Source organism: Actinacidiphila acidipaludis, from assembly GCF_019890725.1.
Classification (GTDB): domain Bacteria; phylum Actinomycetota; class Actinomycetes; order Streptomycetales; family Streptomycetaceae; genus Actinacidiphila; species Actinacidiphila acidipaludis.
In genome coordinates, this window is record NZ_JAINZZ010000077.1 from 1 (window position 1) to 25,482 (window position 25,482).

General features: G+C 73.4%; 24 protein-coding genes. 14 read left to right on the plus strand and 10 right to left on the minus strand.

The window, feature by feature from the left end; translation table 11 throughout:
• Positions 1–29: 29 nt before the first annotated feature.
• Positions 30–623: a snapalysin family zinc-dependent metalloprotease gene (locus tag K7862_RS33615; RefSeq protein ID WP_222968940.1), complete on the minus strand. Its 594-nt coding sequence runs from the start codon at positions 621–623 to the stop codon at positions 30–32.
• Positions 624–918: 295 nt separating this feature from the next.
• On the opposite strand from K7862_RS33615, the gene K7862_RS37995 reads away from it, so the two are divergent.
• Positions 919–2,112 (plus strand): AI-2E family transporter, encoded by a 1,194-nt coding sequence (locus tag K7862_RS37995; RefSeq protein ID WP_308012331.1) that lies wholly within the window; start codon positions 919–921, stop codon positions 2,110–2,112.
• Positions 2,113–2,186: 74 nt separating this feature from the next.
• On the opposite strand, the gene K7862_RS33625 is transcribed toward K7862_RS37995, so the two are convergent.
• Positions 2,187–3,788, minus strand: a complete 1,602-nt coding sequence (locus K7862_RS33625; protein ID WP_262414206.1) for a metallophosphoesterase family protein — start codon at positions 3,786–3,788, stop codon at positions 2,187–2,189.
• A 729-nt stretch (positions 3,789–4,517) separates the two neighbouring features.
• On the opposite strand from K7862_RS33625, the gene K7862_RS33630 reads away from it, so the two are divergent.
• A complete protein-coding gene (locus tag K7862_RS33630) occupies positions 4,518–4,826 on the plus strand; it encodes a hypothetical protein (RefSeq protein ID WP_222968943.1) in 309 nt (102 codons plus the stop codon).
• Positions 4,827–4,834: 8 nt separating this feature from the next.
• On the opposite strand, the gene K7862_RS33635 is transcribed toward K7862_RS33630, so the two are convergent.
• Complete coding sequence (locus K7862_RS33635) at positions 4,835–5,407, minus strand: TetR/AcrR family transcriptional regulator (RefSeq protein ID WP_222968945.1); 573 nt, start codon at positions 5,405–5,407, stop codon at positions 4,835–4,837.
• A 244-nt stretch (positions 5,408–5,651) separates the two neighbouring features.
• Here K7862_RS33635 and K7862_RS33640 point away from each other — a divergent pair, with 244 nt between their 5' ends.
• Both K7862_RS33640 and K7862_RS33645 read left to right on the plus strand, forming a co-directional pair.
• A complete protein-coding gene (locus K7862_RS33640) occupies positions 5,652–6,668 on the plus strand; it encodes an alcohol dehydrogenase catalytic domain-containing protein (protein WP_222968947.1) in 1,017 nt (338 codons plus the stop codon).
• Between the two features lie 200 nt (positions 6,669–6,868).
• Complete coding sequence (locus K7862_RS33645) at positions 6,869–7,924, plus strand: SLAC1 family transporter (protein WP_222968948.1); 1,056 nt, start codon at positions 6,869–6,871, stop codon at positions 7,922–7,924.
• Positions 7,925–8,092: 168 nt separating this feature from the next.
• Here the strand turns inward: K7862_RS33645 and K7862_RS33650 are convergent, their stop codons facing one another.
• Positions 8,093–8,464: a VOC family protein gene (locus K7862_RS33650; protein WP_222968950.1), complete on the minus strand. Its 372-nt coding sequence runs from the start codon at positions 8,462–8,464 to the stop codon at positions 8,093–8,095.
• Here K7862_RS33650 and K7862_RS33655 point away from each other — a divergent pair.
• Both K7862_RS33655 and K7862_RS33660 read left to right on the plus strand, forming a co-directional pair.
• A complete protein-coding gene (locus tag K7862_RS33655) occupies positions 8,463–8,654 on the plus strand; it encodes a hypothetical protein (RefSeq protein ID WP_222968951.1) in 192 nt (63 codons plus the stop codon). The genes K7862_RS33650 and K7862_RS33655 overlap by 2 nt on opposite strands.
• Positions 8,651–8,860, plus strand: coding sequence for a hypothetical protein (locus K7862_RS33660; RefSeq protein ID WP_222968953.1), 210 nt, complete (start codon positions 8,651–8,653; stop codon positions 8,858–8,860). Before K7862_RS33655 ends, K7862_RS33660 begins: the two co-directional genes overlap by 4 nt.
• Before the next feature lie 79 nt (positions 8,861–8,939).
• On the opposite strand, the gene K7862_RS33665 is transcribed toward K7862_RS33660, so the two are convergent.
• From K7862_RS33665 to K7862_RS33680, 4 genes are all read right to left on the minus strand, one after another.
• Positions 8,940–9,515: a hypothetical protein gene (locus K7862_RS33665; RefSeq protein WP_222968955.1), complete on the minus strand. Its 576-nt coding sequence runs from the start codon at positions 9,513–9,515 to the stop codon at positions 8,940–8,942.
• Positions 9,516–9,598: 83 nt separating this feature from the next.
• Complete coding sequence (locus K7862_RS33670; RefSeq protein WP_222968957.1) at positions 9,599–11,017, minus strand: S8 family serine peptidase; 1,419 nt, start codon at positions 11,015–11,017, stop codon at positions 9,599–9,601.
• A 353-nt stretch (positions 11,018–11,370) separates the two neighbouring features.
• Positions 11,371–11,676, minus strand: a complete 306-nt coding sequence (locus tag K7862_RS33675; RefSeq protein ID WP_222968959.1) for a hypothetical protein — start codon at positions 11,674–11,676, stop codon at positions 11,371–11,373.
• A 37-nt stretch (positions 11,677–11,713) separates the two neighbouring features.
• Positions 11,714–11,908: a hypothetical protein gene (locus K7862_RS33680; RefSeq protein WP_222968961.1), complete on the minus strand. Its 195-nt coding sequence runs from the start codon at positions 11,906–11,908 to the stop codon at positions 11,714–11,716.
• A 149-nt stretch (positions 11,909–12,057) separates the two neighbouring features.
• On the opposite strand from K7862_RS33680, the gene K7862_RS33685 reads away from it, so the two are divergent.
• The 6 genes from K7862_RS33685 to K7862_RS33710 all read left to right on the plus strand — a co-directional run bounded on the left by K7862_RS33685 (position 12,058) and on the right by K7862_RS33710 (position 20,986).
• On the plus strand, positions 12,058–12,279 hold the full coding sequence (locus tag K7862_RS33685) for a hypothetical protein (RefSeq protein WP_222968963.1): 222 nt from the start codon (positions 12,058–12,060) through the stop codon (positions 12,277–12,279).
• Positions 12,280–12,553: 274 nt separating this feature from the next.
• Positions 12,554–16,852: a type VII secretion EssC family protein gene (locus K7862_RS33690; protein ID WP_222968965.1), complete on the plus strand. Its 4,299-nt coding sequence runs from the start codon at positions 12,554–12,556 to the stop codon at positions 16,850–16,852.
• A 100-nt stretch (positions 16,853–16,952) separates the two neighbouring features.
• A complete protein-coding gene (locus K7862_RS33695) occupies positions 16,953–17,243 on the plus strand; it encodes a hypothetical protein (protein ID WP_222968967.1) in 291 nt (96 codons plus the stop codon).
• A 15-nt stretch (positions 17,244–17,258) separates the two neighbouring features.
• Positions 17,259–18,812, plus strand: a complete 1,554-nt coding sequence (locus K7862_RS33700) for a hypothetical protein (RefSeq protein ID WP_222968969.1) — start codon at positions 17,259–17,261, stop codon at positions 18,810–18,812.
• Between the two features lie 130 nt (positions 18,813–18,942).
• Positions 18,943–19,221 (plus strand): hypothetical protein, encoded by a 279-nt coding sequence (locus K7862_RS33705; protein WP_222968971.1) that lies wholly within the window; start codon positions 18,943–18,945, stop codon positions 19,219–19,221.
• Between the two features lie 61 nt (positions 19,222–19,282).
• Positions 19,283–20,986, plus strand: coding sequence for a protein kinase domain-containing protein (locus tag K7862_RS33710; RefSeq protein WP_222968973.1), 1,704 nt, complete (start codon positions 19,283–19,285; stop codon positions 20,984–20,986).
• Positions 20,987–21,073: 87 nt separating this feature from the next.
• On the opposite strand, the gene K7862_RS38000 is transcribed toward K7862_RS33710, so the two are convergent.
• A complete protein-coding gene (locus K7862_RS38000; RefSeq protein ID WP_262414207.1) occupies positions 21,074–22,036 on the minus strand; it encodes a helix-turn-helix transcriptional regulator in 963 nt (320 codons plus the stop codon).
• A gap of 771 nt (positions 22,037–22,807) precedes the next feature.
• Between K7862_RS38000 and K7862_RS33720 the strand changes: the two genes are divergently transcribed.
• Positions 22,808–23,833: a helix-turn-helix domain-containing protein gene (locus K7862_RS33720; protein WP_222968975.1), complete on the plus strand. Its 1,026-nt coding sequence runs from the start codon at positions 22,808–22,810 to the stop codon at positions 23,831–23,833.
• Here the strand turns inward: K7862_RS33720 and K7862_RS33725 are convergent.
• Positions 23,817–24,323 (minus strand): peptidoglycan-binding domain-containing protein, encoded by a 507-nt coding sequence (locus K7862_RS33725; RefSeq protein ID WP_222968977.1) that lies wholly within the window; start codon positions 24,321–24,323, stop codon positions 23,817–23,819. The two genes, K7862_RS33720 and K7862_RS33725, sit on opposite strands and share 17 nt — an antisense overlap.
• 126 nt (positions 24,324–24,449) lie before the next feature.
• Between K7862_RS33725 and K7862_RS33730 the strand changes: the two genes are divergently transcribed.
• Positions 24,450–25,445: a helix-turn-helix domain-containing protein gene (locus tag K7862_RS33730; protein ID WP_222968979.1), complete on the plus strand. Its 996-nt coding sequence runs from the start codon at positions 24,450–24,452 to the stop codon at positions 25,443–25,445.
• Positions 25,446–25,482 lie beyond the last annotated feature (37 nt).

Below are 25,482 nucleotides of genomic sequence, written 5' to 3' on the forward strand. Positions count from 1 at the left end.
TCGGAGGAGCACGGCCTGGCGGTGGCCGGTCAGTCGGTACGGGTGAGCGCCGGGCCGGACCAGATGTCGATCACGATCTGCCGGCGCTGGGGCGCCACGGCCGCCGCGCGGTTCGCGTAGTTCCGGTCGACCTGCGCCGCCTCGGCCGCGCTGGGCTTGGCGTTGGTGCACGACGTGCCGGGACCGTGGCCGGACATCAGCTCCGAGCACGGGCCGCTGTAGTCGTCGAGCAGGCCGAAGATGTGCCCGGTCTCGTGCGCCGCGATCCGGGTCATGTCGTACCCCTCGGTGACGGCCTCCTGCCCCAGCTGGACCTGGCCCTTGCTGCCGCCCGGGACGATCGGCCCCAGCGTCGTCTGGGGCCAGCCGCTCGTCGCCTTGTAGACGAAGTTCGCCGTGCGCGATGAACTCGCCGGCTGCAGATGCACGTTGTGCACCGCGCTGTTCCAGTTCTGGACGCCCTGCGCGATGGCGCTCGCCCACTGCCCCGCCTGGCTCGCGTCGTAGGTGAGCGTGACCACCGCCGTGGTCGCCCTGGGCGCCGACTGCGCCGCGGCGATCCCGGTGGTCGTGCCCAGCATGGCCGGTATCAGCGCCGCGACGGCGACTAATCGTTTGATCATCAGACCCGTGCACCTCCTTGGCCTCAGTTGCCCGATAGGCCACAAGAGCACCACGACGCCGACGGCTCCACAAGTCCCCGTGTTTCAAAAGGTGTTGGAAAGACGCGGCCGCCCGGCGCCGGACCCGTGTGCGCCGCCGTGTCCCGCCCGCCCCTCGGACGGAGGAACCGTCCGGTTCCCCCGCCCGGGCGGGGGTAGACGCACGCACACGAGGCCGCGCCACAGGACGCGGCCCCGGGCAGCGCACCGCGCAAGCCGCCCGGGGGACGAACGCGCACGAAGGGGGGACCGGGCTGTGGCCGACACACCGGCCGGGACCGCCGGCACTTCCGACCCGGCCACCGACGCCGACGACGACTCCGGCACGACGGAAGCCGCCGGCGCCGCGGATGCCCCCGGCACGGCCGGGACCGCCGGACGGCCGCGCGACGAGCGGCCGGCGATCAAGATCAAGGGGTTCGGCGCCGGGCGGCGGTCCTGGTTCCAGATCGGCTTCGGGCTCGCGCTCGGCGCGACCCTGGCCTGGCTGCTGGTGCAGACCGTCCTCAAGCTCAGCGAACTGCTGACCCTGCTATTGCTCGCCGTCTTCATCGCGGTGAGCCTCGAACCGGTCGTCGCCGCGCTGAGCAGGCGCGGGCTGCGCCGGGGCGGGGCGGTCGCCGTCGTCGTGACCGGGATCGCCGGCGTGCTCGCGGGGTTCGTGGCCCTGATCATCCCCCCGGTCAGCGACGCGGTGAACGCGCTCAGCGACGGCATTCCCCGCTGGCGGCGGCAACTGCACGACCACCACTCCACGCTGGGCCGGCTGGAGGACCGCTACCACATCATCGAGAAGGCGCAGGCGAAACTCGGCTCCGGCGGCGCCTCCCAGGTGGCCGGCGGGGTGCTCGGCGCCGGGCAGCTGGTCGTCAGCCTCATCACCTCCGCGGTCATCGTCATCACCGTGACCCTGTACGTGATGGCCGCGCTGCCCACGATCAAGCAGTTCTGCTACCGCTTCGTGCCCGGCTCCCGGCGCACCGGGGTCGAGGCCGTCACCGAGGAGATCCTCGGACGCGTCGGGCGCTACATGCTCGGCAACATCGCCACCTCCGTGATCGCCGGCGTCGCCACGTTCCTGTGGTGCGAGGCGGTCGGCGTCCCGTACGGCGCGGCGCTGGGCTTCTTCGTGGCGCTGATGGACATGGTGCCGGTCGTCGGTTCCACCGTGGGCGGCGTCGTGGTGAGCCTGGTGGCGCTGACCGTGTCCCTGCCCGTGGCCATCGCCACCGCAGCCTTCTACGTCGGCTTCCGCATCGCCGAGGACTACCTGATCATGCCGCGCGCCATGAAGTACGCCGTGGACGTCCACCCGGTGGTGACCGTGGTCGCCGTCCTGGCCGGCGGCTCGCTGCTGGGCATCATCGGCGGCCTGGTGGCGATCCCCATGGCCGTGGCCGTGGGGATCCTCCTCGACGAGTACGTCTTCCCGCGCACCGACGCGTCGTGACGGCCGCCCGGCGGCCTCGGCCACGGCCCGGCTGTGCGCGGCTGCCGACGGCGGCCGACGGGCGGCCGACCGGGTCAGCCCTCGGGCGCCGACCGCGGATCCGGTGCCGGTGCCGCGTCGCCGGACGCCGCGGGCCGCGGTGACGGGACGTCACCGCCGCCGAGCGCGATGGTGAACTCGTCCTCCACCGGCGGGTCGAGCTCCTGCGCGCGCATGCCGGTCGCGGCGAAGCACCGGATCCGGACGGAGCCGGGCGTCACGTCCAGCCGAAGGAAGTTCTTGAAAAACGGCGGGCTGTAGGTCGCGCCCGCCGGGGAGACCCCCTTGGTCAGCGCGGTGTGCACCGGCAGCCGGGGAAGGAAGCGGCGGCGCCGCCGTCCGGGCGGGGGCGCCACCCCGAGCAGAGAGGCGACGAACCGCGTCCGCGCCGTGGGCCGTTCGTCGGTGGCGCGGACCGGGGCCACGCCGGTGCGTTCGGCGACCACCGCCGCGGCCTGCTCCGGGGTGAGTTCCAGCAGCCGCCGCATCCGCAGCCGGCGCCCGTAGAAGCGGCTGTAGAACGTCAGGGAGTCGCCGCGCATCGGATAGCAGCGGAAGTCGTCCTCGGTGACGCCGCCGATGCCGACGCGGGGAATGGTGTGGGTGGCGTGCATAAACGCGCCGCCGCCGCCGGAGACCACGTACTCGATGCGCCGGCCGTCCACGTCCACCGGGTAGTGCTGGTAGTTGTGGATGTCACCGCCGATCGCCGCGACGAAGTGGTGGGCGGGGTCGCGCACGATGTCGTCGACGGTCCCGCCGCCCTCGATCGCGCACGGGTGGTGCTCGCCGTCGACGTAGATCGGGGAGCCGGTCAGCAGGATCTTGGGACGCGGCCCCTGGGCCACCCGCCGCAGCCAGGCGCCCTGTTCGGCGTCGATGGTACCGAGCAGGCCGGTGTCGATGCCGATCAGCCGCAGCGGCCCGGTGTCCATCGCCCAGTAAGGACCGGGCTGGCTCGCCGCCTGCGACGGCGCGGACCGCATCAGGCGGGCCCGGTCGATCAGCGCGTCGTCCGGGGTGTCCGGCGCCGCCCACAGCAGGTCGCGCCACCAACCGCGGGACGGGAAACGGGACTTCCGGCGGGGCGGCAGCGCGGGCGTGCGGCAGAAGACCCGCATGAACCCGGTGAGCCCGTCGTACCAGTCGTGGTTGCCCGGGATCGCGTAGATCGGCGCGTCGTAGTCCTGGTAGGGACGGAAGAACTTCTCCGGGTACTCGTTCCCGGTGCCCACCGGATAGAGGACGTCGCTGCACACGACGGCGAAGCGGGTGCCCTCCCCCGCCTTCAGCAGCCCCGGCACCACCGCGTACTGCGGCCCGTCGCCCTCACCGGTGTCGCCCATCACGACGAACGAGAAGGTGTCGCCGTCCTCCCGCTCGATGAGCAGGTCGGCGTCCGCCTCACCCCGCTCGGTCTGCGCCCGCACCCAGCGCTGCCGGTCCGCGCCGGTCGGGTCGCCGAACATCGAGGCGAGGGGGCCGTTGCGGGCCCGCCACAGGGTGCGCGGGTCGAGCCACGACAGTTTGACGACGTGTTCGGGCATCAACTCGCGGTATGTGCCCGGGTCTTGCTGCTGCCAGCCGGCGCCGGCCGATGTCTCTCGTGATGATGCCGCCACCGGCGCACTGTACATCGTCGGCGTGCGGTTCCGGCTCCGCCTGAGGTTCCCCGGTCCGGCCTCCGGGCTGCCCCGAGCCGCCGTCGCCGTCCTCCGCCCGGTGGGTGGTTGCTCGCGCTGGGGGCACCTACCGGACGAAGTCTGGGGGACCCCGCGCCCCTGGTATCGCTTGCCGTTCGTCCACGTGTCGGGGGCAGTCCGGAAGCGTCTCCTCGGACTGTGCATGGCGGCTACTTACGAGGTGGCTGGTCGGGCAGCAGTGAAAGTGGCCGCACGGGGTGTCACCGGAGTACCCCGGTACTGCCCAGGCGGCCCCATGGACCACCAAGGGGGTGGGGAGGAAGCGCTCCCCGCAAGGACTTGTGCACACACCCGCCCAGCCCCCTCGGAAAAACGGTCACGCACAAGTCCGAGGAGACGCTTCCGGACTGCCCCCAACGTGCGGACGAACGGCACGTGATTCAGGGGCGCGAGGAACTGCGCGAACAGCCACGACGGCGCAGCAGGCGGCGACGCACCGCAAGGGGCAGGACAGGCCCCGCCAGGGGCGCGAGGTCCCCCAGACTTCGTCCGGGAGGTGCCCCCAGCGCAACAAGCCACAACGCACCGCAAGACGGCGAACAAGGCCCGGGGGCACCCCCGAATCCGTACCGGGCTACCGGGCTGGAAGCCGATCCGCGTTGCCGCCCGTGCAGCGGGCATACGAGGAGAGTGACCGAGGGTGACTATCGACAGGAGGTAGATGTGGCCACCTACGTCATCGCCATTCCCGGTACCTTCACCGAGGGCCTCTCCGGCTCATCGCACAGCGCACTGCGCCGTGAGCTCGCCCCGCGGCACACGGAGCTGAGCCGGAGCGAGGGCCTCGACCTGCTCACGGTCAACGACGACAACACCTTCGCTGTCCGTCTGGAGGTGGAGGCCCCGGACCGTTACGAGGCCAAGCTGAAGGCGACCGACCTCGTCGCCACCGCCCTGCGCGAGGCGGGGATCCCCGAGGACCAGGCTCCGCTGGGCCCCGCGGCCGTCACCGGCATGGACGGCGAGGACTGACTGCTCGGCTACCGCAGCAGCACCTCGAAGACGGTCCGGAAGAACGCGTCCACGGGCGCGGCCGACTTGTCGGCCCGCGTCGCGATGAGCGCGCCTTCCCAGGCGCTCAGGACGAACAGTGCCGTGGCCCCGGCGTCGAGGCCGGGGTTCAGGTCGCCCGCGTCCTGGGCCTCGACGAGCACCTGCCGGATCAGGTCCGCCCAGCGGTCGAAACCGTCCTTGACCGCGCGCCTGATCTCCTCGTTGTGGTCGGCGACCTCGGCGCCGAGGTTGCCGACCAGGCATCCGCGCACGAACCCGTTGTCCACGGTGTCCCTGCTCAGGAAGTCGAAGTGGGCCCGCAGCCGGTCCAGCGGGGGCCGGCCCTCTTCCGTGAGCATCTCGAACCGCAGAGAGGCCGCGTAGCGGCGCAGGGCCTCCAGGGCGCTCTCGTCCTTGCTCGCGAAGTGGTTGTAGAACGAGCCCTTGGGAACCCCGGCGGCCGTGGTGATGTCGCTGATGCCCGTAGCGTTGAAGCCGCGCGCGTGGAACTGCTGGAAGGCCGCCTGCGCGATGTCCTCCCGCTTGGACGCTCGTCCCATCGTTCCCACCTTCTGCCTGCCGGGCCGGTGACCTCGGGGCTCAACTGAGATGACCGGCCATATTGGGATCCTCCCAGCATACCGGACCCGGCAGTCCCTCCCGGACGGAGCGGCGACGGGTGGACGTGACCAGCGGCACGGCGGAGGCCGGGCCGCCATGCCCTACTCTCTAAGACGACCGGTCATTTATTGCCTGTGAGGTCCGGCGCCGAAACTGTGCGCCGGCGAGCGTGAAGGAGCAGTCATGTCCACTTACCGGGCCTTCGAGGCCACCGGCGTCCGCAACCTGAAGCTGGTGGAACGCGAGCTGGTCGATCCCGCGCCGGGGCAGGTGCGCCTGCGCGTGGAGACCTGCGGCGTCTGCCACACCGACGTCCTGGCCGTGGAGGGACTGCGCGGCGACCCCGCGCAGCCCGTCGTTCCGGGCCACGAGATCGTCGGCGTCATCGACGCGGTGGGGGCCGGCGTGACCGCCTGGCAGCCCGGTGACCGCGTCGGCGTCGGCTTCCTGAACGGCCAGTGCGGCGAGTGCGAGCCCTGCCGCCGCGGCGACTTCGTCAACTGCCGCCACCAGGAGCAGACCGGCACCACGATCGACGGCGGATACGCCGAGGTGGCGTACGCCCGCGCCAGCGGTCTGGTGCGCGTTCCCGAGGGCATGCCGGCCGTGGACGCGGCCCCGCTGCTCTGCGCGGGCCTGACCACGTTCATCGCCCTCCAGCGGGGGCCGGCCCGCGCCGGATCCCTGGTCGCCGTCCAGGGCATAGGCGGCCTCGGCCACCTGGCCCTGCAGTACGCGCGCAGCCTCGGCCACCGGGTCGCCGCCGTGGCCCGCGGCAAGGACAAGGAGGGGGCCGCGCGGGAGCTGGGCGCCCACGAGTACATCGACAGCACCACCACCGATCCCGGCGCCGCACTGAGCGCCCTGGGCGGCGCCTCCGTCATCGTCGCCACCGCGTCCAGCGGCGCCTCGATGAACCCCCTGGTCAGCGGCCTGGCCCCGAACGGCAGGCTGGTCGTCGTCGGCGCCGCGCCCGACCCGCTGACCGTCGCCACCCCCGACCTGATCTTCGGCACCCGGTCCATCACGGGCAGCCTGACCGGCTCGTCCATCGAGAACGAGGACAACCTCGCCTTCAGCCTGGCCCACGGCATCCGCCCCAGCGTCGAGGTCATGCCCTTCGAGCGTGCCCTGGAGGCCTACAAACACATGCTGTCCGGCAAGGCGCGCTTCCGCGTGGTACTCGACACCGCGGCCTGAGGCACCGACGGTGCCGGGCGGGCCACCCCCGCCCGGCACCTACCGGCTCGCCCCGGCGCGGGCCGCCCGTCCCCACCAAGACGCCTGGCCCCCCTCCCGGCCGCGTGACACCAGGCCGGGGAGACACCCCGCCCCGCCCTCAGACCCCTGCGAACGTCATCCCTCGCCGCCCGACGGCCCAGCACCCCCAGGGTTCCCCCATGACCGTTGCCGGACCCGACGCCCTCGCGGCGACGGACCCCACCTCCCCGCCGCACGAGAACGCCGGCTCCCCCACCCGCGCCGCAGCCGGACACCCCTCCGACGGCCACCAGCACCGCGCCGCCCGCATCAACCTGATGTCCGTCTCCCTCGGCACCGCGGGGCTGGGCGGCGCCTGGCAGGCCGCGGCGACCACGCACCCGGCCGCCCTGCCCGTCAGCGACGCGCTCTACGTCGCCTCGGGCCTGATCTGGCTGCTCCTGCTGGCCCAGTACCTGCGCCACGGCGGAACCAGGTGGCGGCACCTGCGCCACGACATCAGCCACCCCGCCCAGGGCTTCGCCCTCGCCTACGTCCCCATCATCGGCATCCTCATCACCGGCCACTTCTCCCGCTTCGGGCACGAAGGAGCCCGCTGGGCCTACGCCGTCCTCACCGTCCTCGCGGCCCTGATCGCCGCCCGCCTGCTGGCCCACTGGCTCACCGGCGGCCTCACCTCGGCGGTGCTGCACCCGGGTCTGCTCCTGCCTGTGTCCTCCGCGCCCTTCATCGCCAGCGCGACCGCCTCGACCCTGGGCCTGCACGCCGTCGCACAAGGGGCGTTCGCCGTCGGCATGCTCTACTGGCTGGCGTTCGGCACCGTCATCCTCGGCGCCCTGGTCACCAGGGGACCGCTGCCCGCCCCCGCACGGCCGGCGCTCACCGTCCTGGCCATTCCACCCGCCACCGGCGGCATCGCCTGGATCGCGGCCCACCGCGGCGTCGTCGACCCGGTGGCGCACGGCTTCGCCGGGATCCTCCTCTTCACCCTCCTGCTGCTCGCCTTCCTCGGCCCCGATCTGCGCGGGCGTCCCTTCCATCCCGGCCTGTGGGTCTTCAGTTTCCCGCTGGCGGCGAGCAGCACCTTCGCCATCCGTCTGATCACGGGAACACACCCGCGGACCCAACCGGCCCTCACCTGGGCGGTGGTGGCCGTCGCCACCGCGGGCATCACCGCACTCGCCGCGGCAACCGCCGCCTACGCGCTGCGCCGCACGCGCGGCGCTCGTCGGTAGGACGGCACGGGCCGGACCCCGGCAGGCGGCGTCCTGAGCCGCGCGTGGCGGGCGCATGACCGTGGCCACAACAGCAACCGTGCGGCCCGCTGTTGTCGCCACGGTCGGCCGGCAGGGAGGTCGTTAGAGCCCACCGGATTCGGAGGCGCTTGCACCCGTTATTTTGCGTCACGATGGAACCGTAATCGGCTGGGTGAGGTTCACCGGGTTGCCGTCGGGGTCCTGGATGTGAGCGACGCGCTGTCCCCACGGCATGTCGTTGGGGCCCCCGCTGACCGAACCGCCGAGGGCCGTCACGCGGCCGAGGGTCTCGTCGACGTCGTCGACGGCGATGCTGAGCAGGATCCGCGGCGCCTCCCGGGATCCCAGGTCCGACTTGGCCACCAGCCCGAGGTCGGTGTCGCCGATGCGCAAGCCCAGGTAGAAGGGCGGGCCCTCCTCCGGCACCCGGAAGGTCTCCTCCGCGCCGAACAGTTGCGTGTAGAAGCCGACCAGCACGTCCTGCTGGGCCGTGATGATCACCGGCTGGATGGTGGACATGGCACTCCTGTCGAGAACGGTCGTATCGCCGGGTAGACCGTTCGGCGGCGGGGAACTCATCGGCAGCACCACGGCGCCGGACGCCTCTGTGATCACGGTCGCGACCACGGCCCCCGCACGCGTTCCGGCGGACGTGGTGGACGAGCCGGGGAACACGGGCGCGGCGGAGATGGCGGTGGAGCAGGTATGACAGCCGGGCCGGACGGGCAGAGGCGACGGTTCTCGCTGCCGCGATGCGCCCTCGCGCTCTTCGCCGTCGCGATCGCCCACTGCGCGACCGCGGTCACCTTCGGCCACTCCGTCACCAACGCACTGGAGAACCTGGCCGAGGACTCCCTCATGATCGCCGTCCCGGTCATGGCGGTCGCCACCGTCAGGTCCAGGCTGCGTCGGTGACGGGAACGTCCACGTTCCCGTCACCGCGGTGCCCCGGTCGCGGCTGACGCTCAGCCGGGCGTCGTCGCGGGGCCTGGCGTCAGAAGGCCTCCTCCCCTTGTCCGAGTCCGAGGCCCGTCGTCCAGGAGGTGAAGGAGACGCCCGCCTGGTAGACGTCGCTCACCCCGGGAAGGCCGAAGTACGTGCTGCGGGAGGTGTGATCGGGCATGGACAGCGTCATCGAGCTGACCTTGAGGGTGTGCTCGGGGGCGTCGGGGATGTTGTAGATCGCCGTGGTGTGCAGTGGCGAGTCGGGACGCAGGACGAGCGTGCCGCCGCGGCCGTTGACCGAGACGGGAATCGGCCGGGTCTGGTCGGCCGGGCCGCCGACCGTGATCAGCGGGGTGTCCTCGAGGGTGCAGGTGATGCCGTCGTGGGCGAGCAGGGTGAGGTCGAAGCTGCGGCGGCTGAGGCCCTCGCTGAAGCCGCCGAAGTAGAACGACACGTCGTCCATGGTGCAGGGACGTGCCGCCGGGGCGGCGGCGACCTCGTGCTGCGCGGAGGCCCCGGTCGGCGACGGGTGATCGCCGATCGTGGCGCTGGCCACCGCCGAGGCGCTCAGCAGCAGTGCGGTGGCCGCCGCGGCGACCGTGGCGGCGCGGATCTTGGTGTGCATGGAAACCTCTTCACCTGGGGAAGTCCGCCCGGGGGCGGCAGGAAGGGGGGCGGGTCGTGGGGCGTGGGCGGTGACGCGAACGGTCAGAAGGCGGCAAGGCCGTGTGGGACGCCGCGCCCGGTGGGGCCGTCCCAACCGGTCCCGGCCGTGCACAGCTTGGGGCTGACGCCCGGGTAGGACGCGCACTGGTGGTAGTCCTCGTTGTCGCCGCTCGCGATGTCGGTGAAGGCCGAAGCCGGGGCCCGGTACAGGGACCTGGGGCCGTCGACCGACGACAGATGCCCGGCGCGGGCGAAGAGCCCGGCCACGTACGGCGCCGACGCGCTGGTACCGCCGGCGACCAGCCAGTCGCCCGGCTCCCCGCTGCTGGGCGCGTAGGTGTCGCGGATCGCCACGCCGCTCGCGGGGTCGGCGTCGGCGGATACGTCGGCCGCGGCGCGGTGGCCGTCACAGGCGGCCGCGACGGAGGCCGGCTGGCCGGTGGCCGCGGGGAACGCCGTCTCGCACCCGCTGCCGGCGGCCCACCAGGCGGTCGGCGCGCCGTCGTCGGGCAGGGTGATCCCGCCGACGCTGATCACCGACGGCAGGTCGGAGGGCCAGGACTGGTGGATGCCGCCGTTGAAGCCCTCGTCGCCGGTGGAGGCGGTGACGGCGACGCCCGGGTGGTGGAACGCGGACAGGCGGGTGCCGTGGGTGTTCTGGACGTCCGCGGTGTAGCCGTAGCTGATGCTGACGGCCGAAGCGCCCGCCGTCACGGCCGTGTTGACGGCCCGGGCGAAGTCGGCGGTCGAGACGTCGTTGTCGTCCTGGGCGTCCTGCCAGGGAAGGGATATCTCCATCAGCCGGCAGGATGGGCAGGCGGCGGAGGCCATGTCGACGTCGAGCGCGGTCTCGACGGCCACCTCTTCCTCCACCAGCCTGCCCTGTGCCCCGGTCTGCGGGGCGGGCTGCCTGCCGCCGGTGTAGTCCTCGAGCGTCAGGCAGCCGGAGGCCGTCGTGCAGGCGGGCAGCCCGAACGTCCTGCGGTAGACCGCGAGGTCCTTCTCCAGCGTCGGGTAGACGCCGGCGTCGATGATGGCGATGGTCCGGGTGCTGGTGGAGGTCGCGGGCAGCCCGTACGCGGTCTGCAGGTCGGCCGGCCCGTACCCCGCGGGCGCGGCCGAACTCAGCGCCGTGTGGCTGGTGGTGGACTCGGTGACGATCCGGGCGTGGCAGCGGGGACAGACCTCGCGCGTCCCGTGGTGCCGGAGCAGCGTGCCGTTGAGCACTTCCTGACGCACCCCGGCCGCGGTCTCCCCCGAACTCGCCTTTCCGGCGGGCCGGGTGACGGCCACCGGCGGCGTGCCCGGCGGCGTCGTGTCGGCGACCGCCGACTGCACGCCCGAACCGGCGCCCGTCAGCAGCGAAGCCGCCGCGAGGACGACGGCCGCGGCGACGGCTGATCCTCGCCGCGCCGCCACCGTCGCCTTCACCTTCGGCCGCAGTCGTTCCCGTCGTGTCATGTACTTCCCATCCGACCGTGGGATCCGCGGCTGCCCGCGAGCGGAGCGGGGCAGCCCTGATGATCAGTCGACGATGGAACCGTCACACCGGTTGTGTGGCGTGCGTCACATGAGTGGGTGCCAGAGACGCGGGGCGTCCGAACGCGATGTGGGCCCAGCGGCACGCGGCCACAGTGATGCGGTGCCCGACCGAGATCGGGCACCGCACGGCACGGCGTGGCTTTCCCGAGCGCAACGATCTTTGCGACCGACCCCGTGCACCGGAGCGTCTTTCCGCCCTCCCGGCAACCAGTCGCGGCCGAACGGGTGAATCAGCACCGGCCAGGGACCGGCCCGCCCTGTCCCTGCCCGGGTCAGGTTCCGTCCCAGACACCCAGACGGCGCAGGCGTTCCTGGCGCGCCCGCTCGTAAGAGACGGACCATCCGATCAACACACAGGCCGCGACGCCCGAGGGAAGGCCCACGACGAGGTCGGCACGCTGCAGGTCGCCGGCGCAGCACAGAAAGAGCGTCACCCAGCAGAGGCCGGTGGTCACGGCCACGCGCACCGGCCGCCGAGCGGCGAGCCAGCGCTGCAGGCGCCCGGGGGGCCGCTGACCGCCCAGCGCACGGTCGACCGCCCACAAGGCGCGCACCAGCACGCGTTCTCTGCCAGACATGGCCAGATTTCAGCCCGCTCCGATGCGTCGTCCCGCGTCAGTTGAACGGGCCGGAGAAGGGGCCGAGGTCGTTCCTGCGACTGAGGTCCCTGCCGCGGTACTCCTCGACCACCCGGCTGTCCCGGACGTTCGGCCCGCGGCGGTGCGCCTCCGGGTCCGCGTACCGGGCCAGGCGCCGGCGCCCGGAAACACTGTCCCGCACGAACGCGACGACTCTGCCGAAGACGCTCATCGCTGCCCCCCTGCGCGGGACACCTCTTGCCCCGCCACCCCAGTGTGAGAACAGGCGCTGACGAGCCGCAACGGTCCTGAGCGAAGCTTGAGGTCCGGGCATCCGGACCCGCCTTGTGAGCGATACGCGACGAGGCCCATCATGACCGCGTGAACGAATGGCTGCGTGCCCGGAACGGCTTGACCCGGCTCCTGGTGTTCTGGGCGATCACGTTCACCGGCGGGTTGCTCGGCGAAGTCGCGGACCGGTTGTTCTGGTCGCGGAACTCCGAGTCGGTGACCGCGAACCTGCCCGTGCTGACGGGCGGCTCCCTGTTCATGGCCGGGTGCGCCGTGGTTGCGCGGCGGCACCGTCGGCGTCGGCGGGGCTGACTCAGGACCTGGGCGGCGTGACGACTGGTCCACGGCCAGGAGGTGTCCCACCCCCCCGTGCCCGGTCGCGCGGGCGGCCGGGCACGGGGGCTGCGGAGCGGGTGATGCGGCGCCGGCCGGCTGCGGGGGTTCGGAGGCCGACCAGTTCCGTGCCGACGCCCGTCACGGCATTGCGCCGTGGGTCAACCGGTGTGCGCGCGGTGCCGATGACCCGGCCCGGAGGCGGCGGAAGACTGGCCGCCCGTCATCTGGTCCGGTAGGGAGGCGGCGCGCGGTGCGGATCGTGTGTGTCGACGGTGGTCGCGAGTGGGACGCGGAGGTGCGTTTCGGGCGGCCGGACGCGACGCTCGCCGATCTGGCCGTGGCCGTGGGGATGCCGGGCCGTGTGCTCGCCGTCGACGGACGGGTGCTGCCCCCGGAGACGGTGGTGCACGAGTCCGGCCTCGTGCACGGTGCCCGGGTGACCGGGGCCGGCGGTCACGTGGCCGGTGCGCCCGTGGGCGGCGGGCACGGGATGGCGGGGCCGGCGGCGCCGGGATTCGCCGCCGGCCACCCGGGGGCCGGGGGCCTGCGGAAGCCGGCGGTCGTCCTGCGACTGGTGGGCGGGCTGGAGTCGGGGCGCGGTGTGCCGCTGACCGCGGGCCGCACGGTCGTGGGACGCGGCGCGGAGGCGGACGTCCGCGTGGTCGCCTCGGGCGTGTCCCGTCTGCACGCGGCCTTCGACGTGCTGCCCGACGGCCGGGTCACCGTCACCGACCTCGGCTCGGCCAACGGCACGGACGTGGGCGGCGCCAGGATCCGGGGGACGGTGTCCGTGGCCGCCGGCGATCCGGTGTCGCTCGGCGGGGAGGTGCTGCTCCGCGTCCTGCCCGCGGACCGGCTCGGCCCGGCGCAGCGGATCAACGCCGTGCGCGAGGCCGGGCCCGGCGGCACGCTGCCGTTCAACCGCCCGCCGCGGGGCGGCAGTCCGGCCGGCGCGGCGCCGATCCCGGTACCCGCGCCGGCGGGCCGTGCGCACAAGGCGCCGTTCAGCGTCGCGGCCCTGCTCGGTCCCCTGGCGATGGCCGCCGCCACCGTGGCGCTGACCGGCGACCCGCGCTATGCGGCCATCGCGGCCCTCACCCCGCTGCTGTTCCTTGCCAACTTCGTCGAGGAGCGTGTGCGCGGCAGGTCCGTCGCACGCCGTGGCGGCCGCGAGTACGCCGACCGGCTGGCGGCGTTCGAGACGGCCCTGGAGCGGCGGCACTCCGAGGACGTCCGCTCGCGCCGCGCCGCACACCCCGACCCCGCCGAGGTGCTCCACCGTGCGACAGCCCCGGGACCGGCGCTGTGGGAACGGCGCCCGGCCGCCCCGGACTTCCTCCAGGTGGTCGCCGGCACCGCCGACCTCCCCTGGGAAGCGCCGCTGGAACGCGGCTCCGGCGATTCCGCCCCCGAGGCGGCCGCCCTTCTGGCGCGCCGTTCCGTCCTCCCGCAGGTTCCCGTCGTGGTGGGTGTCTCCGCCGGTGAGGCCGTCGGGTTCGAGGGGGGCAGGAAGGCGTCCCTGGCGGTCGCCCGGTCGCTGCTGTGCCAGGCCGTGGTGGGGAGCGGGCCCGCGGACGTCACCGTTGCGGTGTTCGCCGACGCCGACCGGCTCGCCGACTGGGACTGGACGAAGTGGCTGCCGCACGGCGCCGATGTGCGGTCGGGCGCGACCCGGCTGGTGGCGGTCGGGCAGGAGCAGTCCGACGCGCTGGCCCAGCATCTGCTGGCTGCGGGGCCGCCCCGGGAGACGGCCGCGGCCGGACCGGTGCTGCTGGTCGTCGTGGACGGGGACACGCTGCTGGAGGGGCGGGCCAACCGGTTGCGGGACCTGATCGGCGGTACCTCCGTGCGCTGCGGGGCGCTCGTGCTGACCGCCCGTCTGCCGGCGCTCTGCACCTCCGTGGTCACCGTCTCGCCGGAGGGGTCGGGACGGGTGCGGGACGTGGCGACGGGCGTCACCGTCGAGCGGGTGCTGCTCGACGGGATGCCGATGGCCGAGGCGCGCGAGACCGCCCGGGCCCTGGCCCGGTTCGAGGATCCCGAACTGCGGATCGAGGGCGCGGGTCTCCCGGACCGGATCGCGCTGCTCCCGTTGCTGGACCTGGAGCGCGTGGACGGCGCCGCGGTGGCCGGCCACTGGAAGAGGCGCGCCCCCGAACTGCGGGTGCGGGCGGTGCTGGGCGTCACCGAACGCGACGTGTTCAGCGTCGACCTGGACGACGACGGTCCGCACGCGCTCATCGCCGGGACCACGGGTTCCGGCAAGAGCGAACTGCTGCGCACGCTCATCGCGAGCATGGCGGTCGACGCCGACCCCGAACACCTGACCTTCGCGCTGATCGACTACAAGGGCGGCGGCGCCCTGGACGAGTGCGCGGCTCTGCCGCACACCGTCGGCCTGGTCACCGACCTCGACGAGCAGCTCAGCGAACGCGCACTGCGCTGTCTGGAGGCCGAACTGCACCACCGGGAACGACTGTTGCGGGAGACGGGTCTCAGTCACGTGCGCGACTACCAGCGGCTGCGCGACAACGGACGGGCCGGCCTGGAGCCGATGCCCCGACTCGCCGTCGTCATCGACGAGTTCGCCACCCTGGTCAAGGCGCTGCCGGACTTCGTCGACGCGCTCGTCGGCATCGCGCAACGCGGCCGCAGCCTGGGCGTGCACCTCGTCATGGCGACGCAGCGGCCGGCCGGTTCCGTCAACGACGCGATCAAGAACAACGTGAAGATGCGCATCGCGCTCCGGCTGGAGTCGACCGGCGACTCGCAGGACGTCATCGACGATCCGGCCGCCGCGGCGATCGGCAGCCGGCAGTGGGGCCGGGCCTTCTACCGGCTGAGCGCGCGCGAGGTGTTGCCGGTGCAGACCGCGCTGTCCACCGGTGTCACGCCGGACACGGCCGTCACGGCCCCGGTGACCGCGCTGCCCTTCATGCTGGGTCTGCCCGCCCCCGCCCCGGGCACGGCCGACTCCGCCGGCGAGACGGACCTGCAGCGCCTGGTCGCCGCGACACGGCAGGCCGCTGCGATCGCAGGCCTCGCTGAGCCGCGCCGCCCCTGGCCCGACCCGCTGCCCGCCGTCGTACCGGCGGCCGGCCTCCCGCCCGTCGCCGAACGCGGTCTGCAGACCAACGCCGGCGGCCTGCCCGCGTACGCCCTCGCCGACGACCCCGACCGGCAACGGCAGTACGCCGTCGGCTGGGACCCGGCCGCGGGCAACGTCCTGGTCTACGGCAGCGGCGGTTCGGGCACGACCACCGCGCTGGCCGCCCTCGCCCTGGCCGTCGCGGGCGCCCGGCCGCCGGACCGCTGCCATCTGTTCGCCCTGGACATGGGCGCGGGCGATCTGGCGCCGCTGAGCGCCCTGCCGCACACCGGCGCCCACATCGGGCCGGCCGAGCGCGAACGCCAGATCCGGCTCATCCGGCTGCTGCGGCGGGAGCTGGACCTGCGCAAGGCACGCGGCAGCATGCCGTCCGGCGACGCGGCGCCCGCCCCGGACTGGCTGGTGCTGCTGGACAACCTGGGGGCGCTGCTGTCGGACTTCGACAAGGACGTCGCCGGCATGAACCTCATCGACGAACTCGCCCGCGTCTACGCCGACGGCCCGGCCGTGGGCATCCGCTTCGCCGTCAGCGCCGACCGCTCCGGTGCGGTGCCCTCCGCATGGGCCGCCCTGACCCAGCAGAAGCTGCTGATGCGCATGGCCGACGCCGGGGAGTACGGCTACTTCGACGTGCCGCGCGGCGCGGTCCCCGCCTTCGTGCCCGGGCGCGCGCTGGTGGCCGCGACCCGGCAGGTGATCCAGATCGGCCTGCCCGGCGAGGACCTCGGCGCCGCGGTCGCCGCCTGCGCGGCCAGCAGGCCCGGAGCCGTCCGCACCGCGCCCCGCGTCGGCCTGCTGCCGCCCGGGATCAGCCTCGGCACGCTCGCGGCGCCGGCCGACGTGACGGCCGAGCCCTGGCACATCCCGGTCGGACTGGACGCCGACACCCTCGGCGCGACAGCCCTGCGGCTGTACGACCAGGAGCACGCGCTGATCGCCGGGCCGCAGCGGTCCGGCCGCTCCACGGTCCTGTGCACGATCGCCCGCCAGGTGACCGCCGCGGCCGGCCCGCCGGCCGTCGTCGCGTTCGCGCCCCGCCGCTCACCCCTGCGTGACCTGCCCGGCCCCACCGCCCTGGTCACCGACTACGGCGCCCTCGAGGCGGCGCTCGCCCAGCGTCCCGGGCCCACGCTGCTCCTCGTCGACGACGCCGACACCGTCGAGGACGATCGCGGGGTGCTGGAGCGCTGGCTGTCCACGGCCGGCCCCGGACACCATCTGGTCGCCGCGGGCCGCGCCGACGCGGTGCGCCGCACGTACGGCCACTGGACGCAAGCCGCCCGCGACAACCGCTGCGGCATCCTCCTCGCCCCCGACCACGACCTCGACGGCGACCTCCTCGGCACCACCCTCCCCCGCCACGACCGCCTCGCCCCCCTCCCCGGCCGCGGCTACCTCGTCACCGACGGGATCGCGACGGGGGTCCAGGTGGCGCGGTGAGCAGCCCTGCACGGGGCGTCAACGGCTCTGCGCTGCACGTCAACGACAACTCGACGTCCGGGACGCGAGGATTCCCGGAGGCACGGGAAGGGGTGACGTGGTGTCGTCGTACGACTTCGAGGCAGCCGACTGGCTCAGCCGGCAACTGGTGAACCTCGAGGAGAAGGCCAAGTGGCTCGCGTGGTACCGCGGTCAGCGGCAGCACGGGCTTCTCGGCGGCGAGAAGAGCGACGACTGGACGGGCCCGAGACGCAAGAAGTTCGACGGCGACTTCGACGCCGCGCAACGAACGCTCGCGCAACTCGCCGCAGCCGCTGAACAGGCCAGGAAGGCCGTGGACGCGGCCACCGCGAACGCACACGTCGCCGCTCAGGCCAAACGACACCACTGACCCCCGGAGGCGGATATGGCGGACGTGTCGGCGGTCCCGGAGAACCTCTTCGCGTACTCGGACCAGTGCACCGGTGCCGCGACGGAGCTGCAGAACTGGATCCGCACGGTTCTCGGGCCCGCGATCGACGACTACGAGAACGGTGGCGGTCTGTGCCTGCCCCTCTCGGCCGCCTACGCCTCCTCACAAGTGGCGTCCGTGGCGGCCGTCGACAAGGAGGTGCGGCTCGTCGGCCGGGCGTTCCAGCAGGCCGGAGCTCCCACCGCACGCCCCGGTATGAAGCAGCAGTACCTGGCGCGCGAGCAGGACATGGAGTCCGCGCTCCGCACCCTGGAGCAGACCGCACAGCACCAGGGCCAGGTGGACGCGGGAACCGCGCTGGCCGGCACTCTGGGCGAGCATCCGAGCCCCGACGACCTGGCGCGGGTCTCCCAGGCACTCGACGCCCACTCCGGCGACCCGTACTTCACCGCGGGATTCTTCAACCATCTGGACTCGGCGCGGATCGCCCAGCTACTGGGCCGGGGCAGCACCGTCCAGGCACTCGTCAGCGCCTACGCGAGCGGCGCCCTGAGCCGTACCGCGTCCGCGAACGTCGTACGTGTGCTGGGCTGGCTCCAGGGCGAGGACGTGTCGCCGCAGCACCCGCACATCACTGCGGCGGAACAGACGGCACTGCTCAAGGCCCTGGCCGCCGACTCGACCGCGGCCGCGAACTTCGCCCGGTCGCTGAGCTCCGGGCAGATCAGGAACCTCTTCTTCGGCCTGGGTCCCGTGCTCAATCCCGACTTGCGGGTGAACCTGCTCAACACGCTGACCTCCGGCGAATGGGGGACCCGCGACCCGGAACTGGCTCACACGATCCTGGCCCATGTGTCGAGCGCCGTCTTCGCCGACGGCGCTCCGGAACTGCCTCCGGACGAACTGGACCCGCTGCTCGCCGCGTTCACCCACCTGTACACCGCGGGGGCCGACCAGAGCATCCCGCCTCCGGACGCGTCCAACCCCCGGGGATGGGCGGACGCCTACGGAAAGCGGGTCGGCGGCGAGATCGCCCCGTTGCTGCGGGCGGTGAAAAGCATGGGCCCGGAATCGAACAACCCGCTGTTCCGGAGCATGATCCAGGGCGGATATCTGAACGTGCTCTTCATGCCTACCGCGGTACTGGCACCGGAATCCGTGGTCGGCGCGATCGGATTCACCGCCGTCGTGGGAGCGTTGCAGAGTTTCGCCGGGAACTACGATCCCTTGGCCGAAGTACTGAAGGAGTACATGCCGGACGGGGCCGACAAACACAACGCCGGCCGGCTCAACGAAGTGATCACGGACAGCGCTGGGTCCCTCATGATCAGTTCGCTGATCTCCCGTCACCTTGTCACCCCGAACGACGGCGGCCCGCCGGTCCACTTCACCGGCGACCAACAGGCCGACGCCGCCCTGCTCAAGAACGTGCTGGCCGCCAGGGGCCACTACCACGTCGGCAATGACGAGCACGCGCCCACGGTGGACGACATGATCGATCACTTCATCGCGCACGAGGCCACGACCCTCGACAAGAACGCGTGGTGAGCGGTGGGCCGGGACCGCCCGCCCGGCGGTAGTGCACGCGGCGTCAACGGGTCTGCGCCGCACATCAACGACACGGCGAAAGCACAGCCGGAGAATTCCGGTGACACCAGAGATCCTGAAAGGAGTGGCAATGGCCACCGTAAAGTCGACGGACCTGGCACATCAGGAAGCCGCGAAGATGCTGAGCCTCATCACCAACCAGCTCCCCGGCCTCATCAGCCAGTTGAACGGGCACGGGCAGACGCTGAGCGATCCCGGTCACTGGGACGGCCCGCTGGCCCAGCGGTTCAGGGGTGAGGTCTGGCCGCAGGCCAAGGGGGACCTGGACAAGATGAGGGCTTCGCTGGAACACCTCCAGCAGCAGGTCCAGAAGATCCTCACCAACATCTCGCACGCCGGCGGCGCGTAGCAGCCGCGCACGGCACCCGAAGAGGCCGCGAAGACGATCAGAAGCGCACCGAGGACACCGCATGCCCGAGACGAACCCGAACGACTCCGGTGCCGGTCGGCCGGCCACGGGCGAGTTGTCCGCGGACGACCTGGCGCTGCTGGGCGCCGAACCCCTGCGCCGCTCCGACCCGGACGCCATCGGCCCGTACCGCGTGCTCGCCCGGCTCGGCGGCGGGGGGATGGGCCGGCTGTACCTCGGCCGGGAGGCCGACACCGAAGGGGCGTACGCGGCCCGGTCGCTCGTCGCGGTGAAGGTGATCCGCTCGGAGTACGCCGAGGACGAGCGGTTCCGCCGCCGCTTCGAGCGGGAGGTCGAGGCGGTGCGCCGGGTGCACGGCGCGTACACCGCAGAGCTGCTGGGCTCCGGCTACGACCGCGACGAGTTGCTGTGGATGGCGACGGCCTACGTCCCCGGCCTCAGCCTCGCCGACGCCGTGATGGCGTGCGGGTCGCTGCCCGCGCCGGTCGTGTGGCGGCTGGCCCACCAGATCGGCCAGGCGCTGACCGCGATCGCCGCCGTGGGGATCGTCCACCGCGACCTCAAGCCGTCCAACGTCCTGCTGGGGCCCGACGGCGCGCGCATCATCGACTTCGGGGTCGCGCACACCACCGACGCCAGTTCGCTGACCATGACCGGCCAGCATCTGGGCACCCCGGCGTTCATGTCGCCCGAACAGGCCGACGGCCGCGACGTGGGCACCGCCTCGGACGTCTTCTCCCTCGGCTCGGTGCTCGCCGTGGCCGTCACCGGTTCCGCCCCCTTCGGGGAGGGCACCACCGGCGACGTCATCCACCGGATCATCTACGCCCCGCCCAGCCCGCAGGTGCTGGCCGGGGTGGCCGACCGCGACGAGGACCTGGCCGAACTGATCGGGCGCTGCCTGGACAAGGACCGCGAGCGGCGACCGAGTCCGCTGGAGGTCGTGGAGGCCACCCGCACGCACGCCGCCGACGGCGGATGGCCGGCCGCGATCGGCGACACGATCGCGTCCCGAGCGGGCTGGTCGGGGACGGCGCTGGCGGTCCAGCCCATGGACCAGTTGACGATCCTGCGCCGCACCAAGCCCGAGGAGCCACGGGAGGACGAGCGTGGGCGCCGGCGGTGGCCGCTCGCCGTGGCCGCGGCGGTGGTGGTCGCCGTCGCAGGAACGGCGGTCGCCCTGGGGGCCTCGGGCGACGGCGGTTCCCACCCGGCAGCCGCGGCGAGCCCGAGCGCCGCAGCGCACACCGCCGGAACGGCGTCCCCGCACGTCGCGCCGACAGCCACCCGGACGCGCCCCGGCCCCAAGGGCGCACCGACGGCAGTCGTCACCGTGACCGTCCCCGCCCAGCAGGGCGGCGCCTCCGGTGGGGACGTCGGCGGGGACATCGGAGGCGGCGGCGTGCCGGCCCAGCCGCCGCCGGCCTCGCGTCCCGCACCGCCGCACACCACTTCGGCCCCGACCACGAAGCCGGCCCGGCCACCGGCGACCACTCCGTCCGAGCCCTGGAAGTCCTGCACCTACTACTCGGGCACCACCCTCACGGTCTACGGGCAGAAGAACTCCCGCGTGAAGGAGGTCCAGTGCATCCTCAAGGCCCGCGGCTACAACATCGGCCCCGCCGGTGTCGACGGCGACTTCGGCTCCGACACGTTCACCGAGGTCAAGCGCTTCCAGAGCAAGCACCACCTCACGGTGGACGGCGAGGTCGGCGTGAAGACGTGGGCCGCGCTCCGGGGGTGAACCGGCCTCGCGTGTGCGGCCGTTCGCGTGGCCGGACCGGTATGGCGCGTGGTCCCGGCCTGGCATCGGCGGGGCTGCTGGGCCCGGTCAGTGCTGGCCGAGCTGCCCGGTGCGTGAGGGCGGAAACGGGCGCCGCCGGTACGCGCCGGGAGTGAGGCCGTAGGCGGTCTTGAAGGTGCGGTTGAAGACCGCGGGGTCGCGGAAGCCCCAACGCCGAGCGATCTCGCACACGTTGCGGTGTGCCTGGGCCGGGTCGGCGAGGTCGGCCCGGCAGTGCTCCAGACGGCGTTCCCGCAGGAACGCACCCACCGTGCGGCCGTCCCGCCGGAAGAGGTGGTGCAGGTAGCGCACGGAGATGTGGTTGGCGGCCGCGATGGAGGTGGGAGTCAGGGTGGTGTCGCCCAAGTGGTGCTCGATGTACGCCTTGATGTCGCGCACCAGCAGGTCGGTGGGTGAAGGCGCGGGGACCGGCCGGGGGCGTGCGACGAGCGGTCCCGCCGTCTCCTCCGGCGCACGGCGCACCACGGCCGCCTCGTCTCCGTGCACCGGTGCGGCGGCGCCGTCTCCGTCGGGTTTCGCCGTTCCGCCGACATCACCCCGCACCGCGCTCTCGGCTTCGAGGAAGGCCGTGACCAGGTTGACCGCGGCGGTGCCCAGCCGGGCGGCGTGGCGCGCCCCCGGGAACGGCACGTGTGCGGCGAGCGCGGTGACGAAGGACGCGAGCAGGGCCGCCGGGCCCGAACACGTCGGCGCGGGACGCCCGGACAGGCCGCGCAGCACCTCGCCTCGCACGGGTAATGCCGCTTCGGGCACGTGCAGGACCAGCGCGCGGACGGGTTCGAGTGCCTCGGGCGCGGCGGCGGACAGGCGCAAGGCGTCAGACGGCTCCCAGAGCATCACGCTGCCCGCCTCCTGCCGTACGGGCAGCCGGCCGCTGCCGAGAAGCAGCGCACGCCCCGGCGCGAAGACCAGATGCCAGGTCCGCGGGTGCGTGTCCGCGGACCCGACGTCGAACGCGCAGACGGCCGGTGAGGGAGGCGGGGTGAGCAACGACAGCCGGACGCCGCCCAGTCGGATACTGCGGGGAGCGGTCGGTCCTGAGGCCGCGGATGGTGCCGAGGCCGGCGGCGCCAGGTACGCGCCGACCGCGCCCGTCGCTGGGGCCGTCGCAGGGGCAGCACCCTCCCCCGCCCCCGCAGCTGTCTCGGGCGTCGTTCCAGGTGGCTCGGCGCGCGGCCCCGGCACAGGTCGCGCCGCCGTTCGCCGTGCCGCGTCGGCAGCCGCCTCCCCCGCCCCCGGACGGTCCACGGCGGACCGGTATCGCCGCCCCGCCCGCACACCCGGCCGCCTCGCCGCGGGCAGCCGGCGCCGCCTGCCCCCGGCGGTCGCCGCGGTGTTCGTCGTCTCGCGCTCGTCCGAGCCGGATGAACCGCCCTGAGCCGTCATGTTCCGATGCCCCGAATTTCTCCCCGCGGCGTGCGTGAAGTGCCGCCCGCCCCTGCCACGTCGGCGACCGCCCCGAGGCCGCACGCCTCGACGGCCAACACGCGTACGGGAGTGCGGCGTCTCGTCGTCACCCACCCGGTCGCCGTCCCCGCGGAGGTCGGAACGGACGGCCGGTTGCGACGGGAGCCGGTCACGGGCCGTCGCGCAGGTGCCGGTCCCGAGTCTGGGGCGGGCGGGCGACGGGCGGCCAGCGCCGCCGGGAAGGTGCGTCAATCCTGGGACGGCCCCCTGGCTGACCTGCGAAGATGCCCGCCGGTCGGGCTGCGGGACGGGACGGCTGTGCCATAGTTGGACGCGAGGGAGAAGGAGAAGCCCGTGGGACGCTGGCAGCCGCTGCGGGGTGACCTGCCGGCTGAGGTGGCCCGGCTGGTGCGCGAACTGCGCCAGTACGTGGACCGGTGCGAGATGAACACCACGTCCCTCGCCGCCAAGACCGGCTACAGCCGCAGTTCCTGGCTGCGGTACCTCAACGGCCGCCGGCTCCCGCCGTGGCCCGCGGCCGCCGCCCTCGGCCGGCTGGCGCAGGCCGACGCCGAACACCTGCGCGTGCTCTGGGAGTCGGCCGCGCACGCCAGGACGGCGGACGACGTGCGGTCCGCCGGCCGGGGTCCTCTCACGGTGCCGCGTCCGCCGTCGCAGACCTCAGGCGCCACGTCGGCCGCCCCGCACGTCCTGCCCGCCGCGGACGATCGGACCGCTCCCGAGGCCCCGGACTTCCCGCGGACTCCGCGCTCCCGCGAACTCCCGGGCTCTCCCTCCGCTCCCGGCGCCGTCGCACCATCGGACGAGACCCGGCCGTTCTCACCGCGCCCCCGGCTGCCGCGCGGCCGTTCCGGCACACTGACCGCCGTCGCCGCCGTGTCCTGCCTCCTGGCCGCCGTACTGCTCGCCCAGCCGTGGCAGGACGGCACCCGGACCGACCGCCCGGCCGGCGCCCCCGCAGGAGCGCAGCCCTGGCCCTGGGCCCTGCCCGACGCCGCCGCCCAGGCGGCCACCGCCTGCCGTTCGGCCGGGTGCCGCGGCCTCGACCCGTACCGCGAGGGATGCGATCGCGGCAGCGTCGTCGTCCACCGGCTGCGCGCGTACGGCCGTGTCCTGGAGCTGGAGTACAGCCCGGTGTGCCAGGCGAGTTGGGCCGAGGTCGACACCCCGTCGGCGACGACCGTGCTGCGGATCGCCACGACCGGCGGCGACGAGCAGACGGCCGCGGCGGGCGGCGCGTACACGACGATGGTGGGCAGCGGTCCCGAGGCCGCGCGCGCCACGGTCGTCGTGGACGGCCATCAACTCGGCGTCGCGCGCTACGACAGCTGGATCGACGCGGTCACCGGCAGCGGGTGAGGGTCGCGGCGTCCGTCCGCAGCGGCCGGAAGCGTCCCGCGTCGTACACCTCGTAGGCGCCTTCGGCGTCCAGACGCAGCGGGAGACCGTGGCGTTCCCCCAGGTAGACCATCCACCGGCCGGCCGGCACGATGCGCTGTGCCGCCGTGCCCCAGGTCGCCGCACCGACGATGCCGTCCGGGGACAGGTGATGATTGCTCTGCCAGACGCGGGTGGCGTCGACGGTCGCCTGGTCGTACGCGCAGGTGACCGAGGAGAACGGCCGGTACCCGTCGGCCCAGAGCACGCTCTGCCACAGGGCGACGACGTCACTGGGCCGGGTGCTGCCCGGCGTCAACTGCCGCGTGGGGAGCGCTGCCGCGACGAGGACACCGGCGGTCCCGTCCCCGGACCGGTGGCGTCGCGGAGCCGCGGCCCCCGCGCACACGCCGCCGACCAGCAGTGCGCACAGCACCGCACGCCGCGTCGATCCCGCCCCACCGGCTGTCATGGCTCAACTGTGCTGTATGAATGCCCAGTTGTGCGAAACCGCTGTCCCCCGCCGGGTCACGGTGACTACGGTGGGACAGGGGGGACACAGGGTGATCGGATGGCCCGCGGGCTCCGGAGGACATGCGTGACGGAACGGAAGCCGTTACCCGACGGCCTCGCCTCGGACATCCGGCATCTGGTCGCCGAACTGAGGTCGCTGAAGAACAGCGCCGGGCTCAGTCTGGCCGCGCTCGCCCGCCGCACCCCGTACAGCAAGTCCTCCTGGGAGCGCTATCTCAACGGCAAGGCGCTGCCGCCGCAGCACGCGGTGGCGGCCCTCGGCAAGCTGTCGCACGCCGACCCGGCGCGGCTGGCGGCGCTGTGGGAACTGGCGAACACCGCATGGCACGCGCGCGAATCCGGGGACGAACGCGTTCCGGACGGCGAACCTCCGGCCCCCGGTGGGGAGGGCGTGCCCGGCAGCCCGTCCGTGACTTCCGCGGCGGAGGCCCGGGCCGACAGCGGACGGGAAGTGCTCGCGGGCGGGCACGAGCGGTTCAGCAGACGGACGTTGATCTGGACCGCGGTCGGCGTGGCCGCCGTGGTCGCCGCCTCGGCAGCAGCGCTGACGGGGGCGTTCGATGGTCACGGACCGGCGCAGCGCGGCCGGGACGGCGCGGCGGGGACGGGCACACCGTCCCGGCAACTCGACATCAACTGCTTCGCCGCGAGCTGCACCGGCAAGGACCCGGCGCAGGCCGGATGCGGTGACGTGTGGACGTCCGCGTTGTCGAAGATCGGCGGGGTGTACGTGGAGCTGCGGTACAGCGACGCGTGCAAAGCGGCGTGGTCCCGGATCAGTTGGGGGCATCCCGGTGACGCCGCGCAGGTCGAGCGCACGGACGGCCGGACGTACGAGCGGAAAGTCCGCTACGACACCGACACGTTCAGTGCGATGGTCGCCGCGGCGAGCCCCTCGTCAGCGCGGGCCTGCGTCCTGCTGATCTCGGGCGTCCACGGGTGCACCGCCTGGGGTGGCAACCAGCACCTCACCGAGGCCCCCAACCCGCCGACGTCGCTGCTGACCCCGACCACCGCGTCGCCGGGCTCCTCGAAAGCCGCTGCCACGCAGGCCCGTTGACGCACTTCTCGCGGGGAAGGTGAGAGCGGAATGGCTC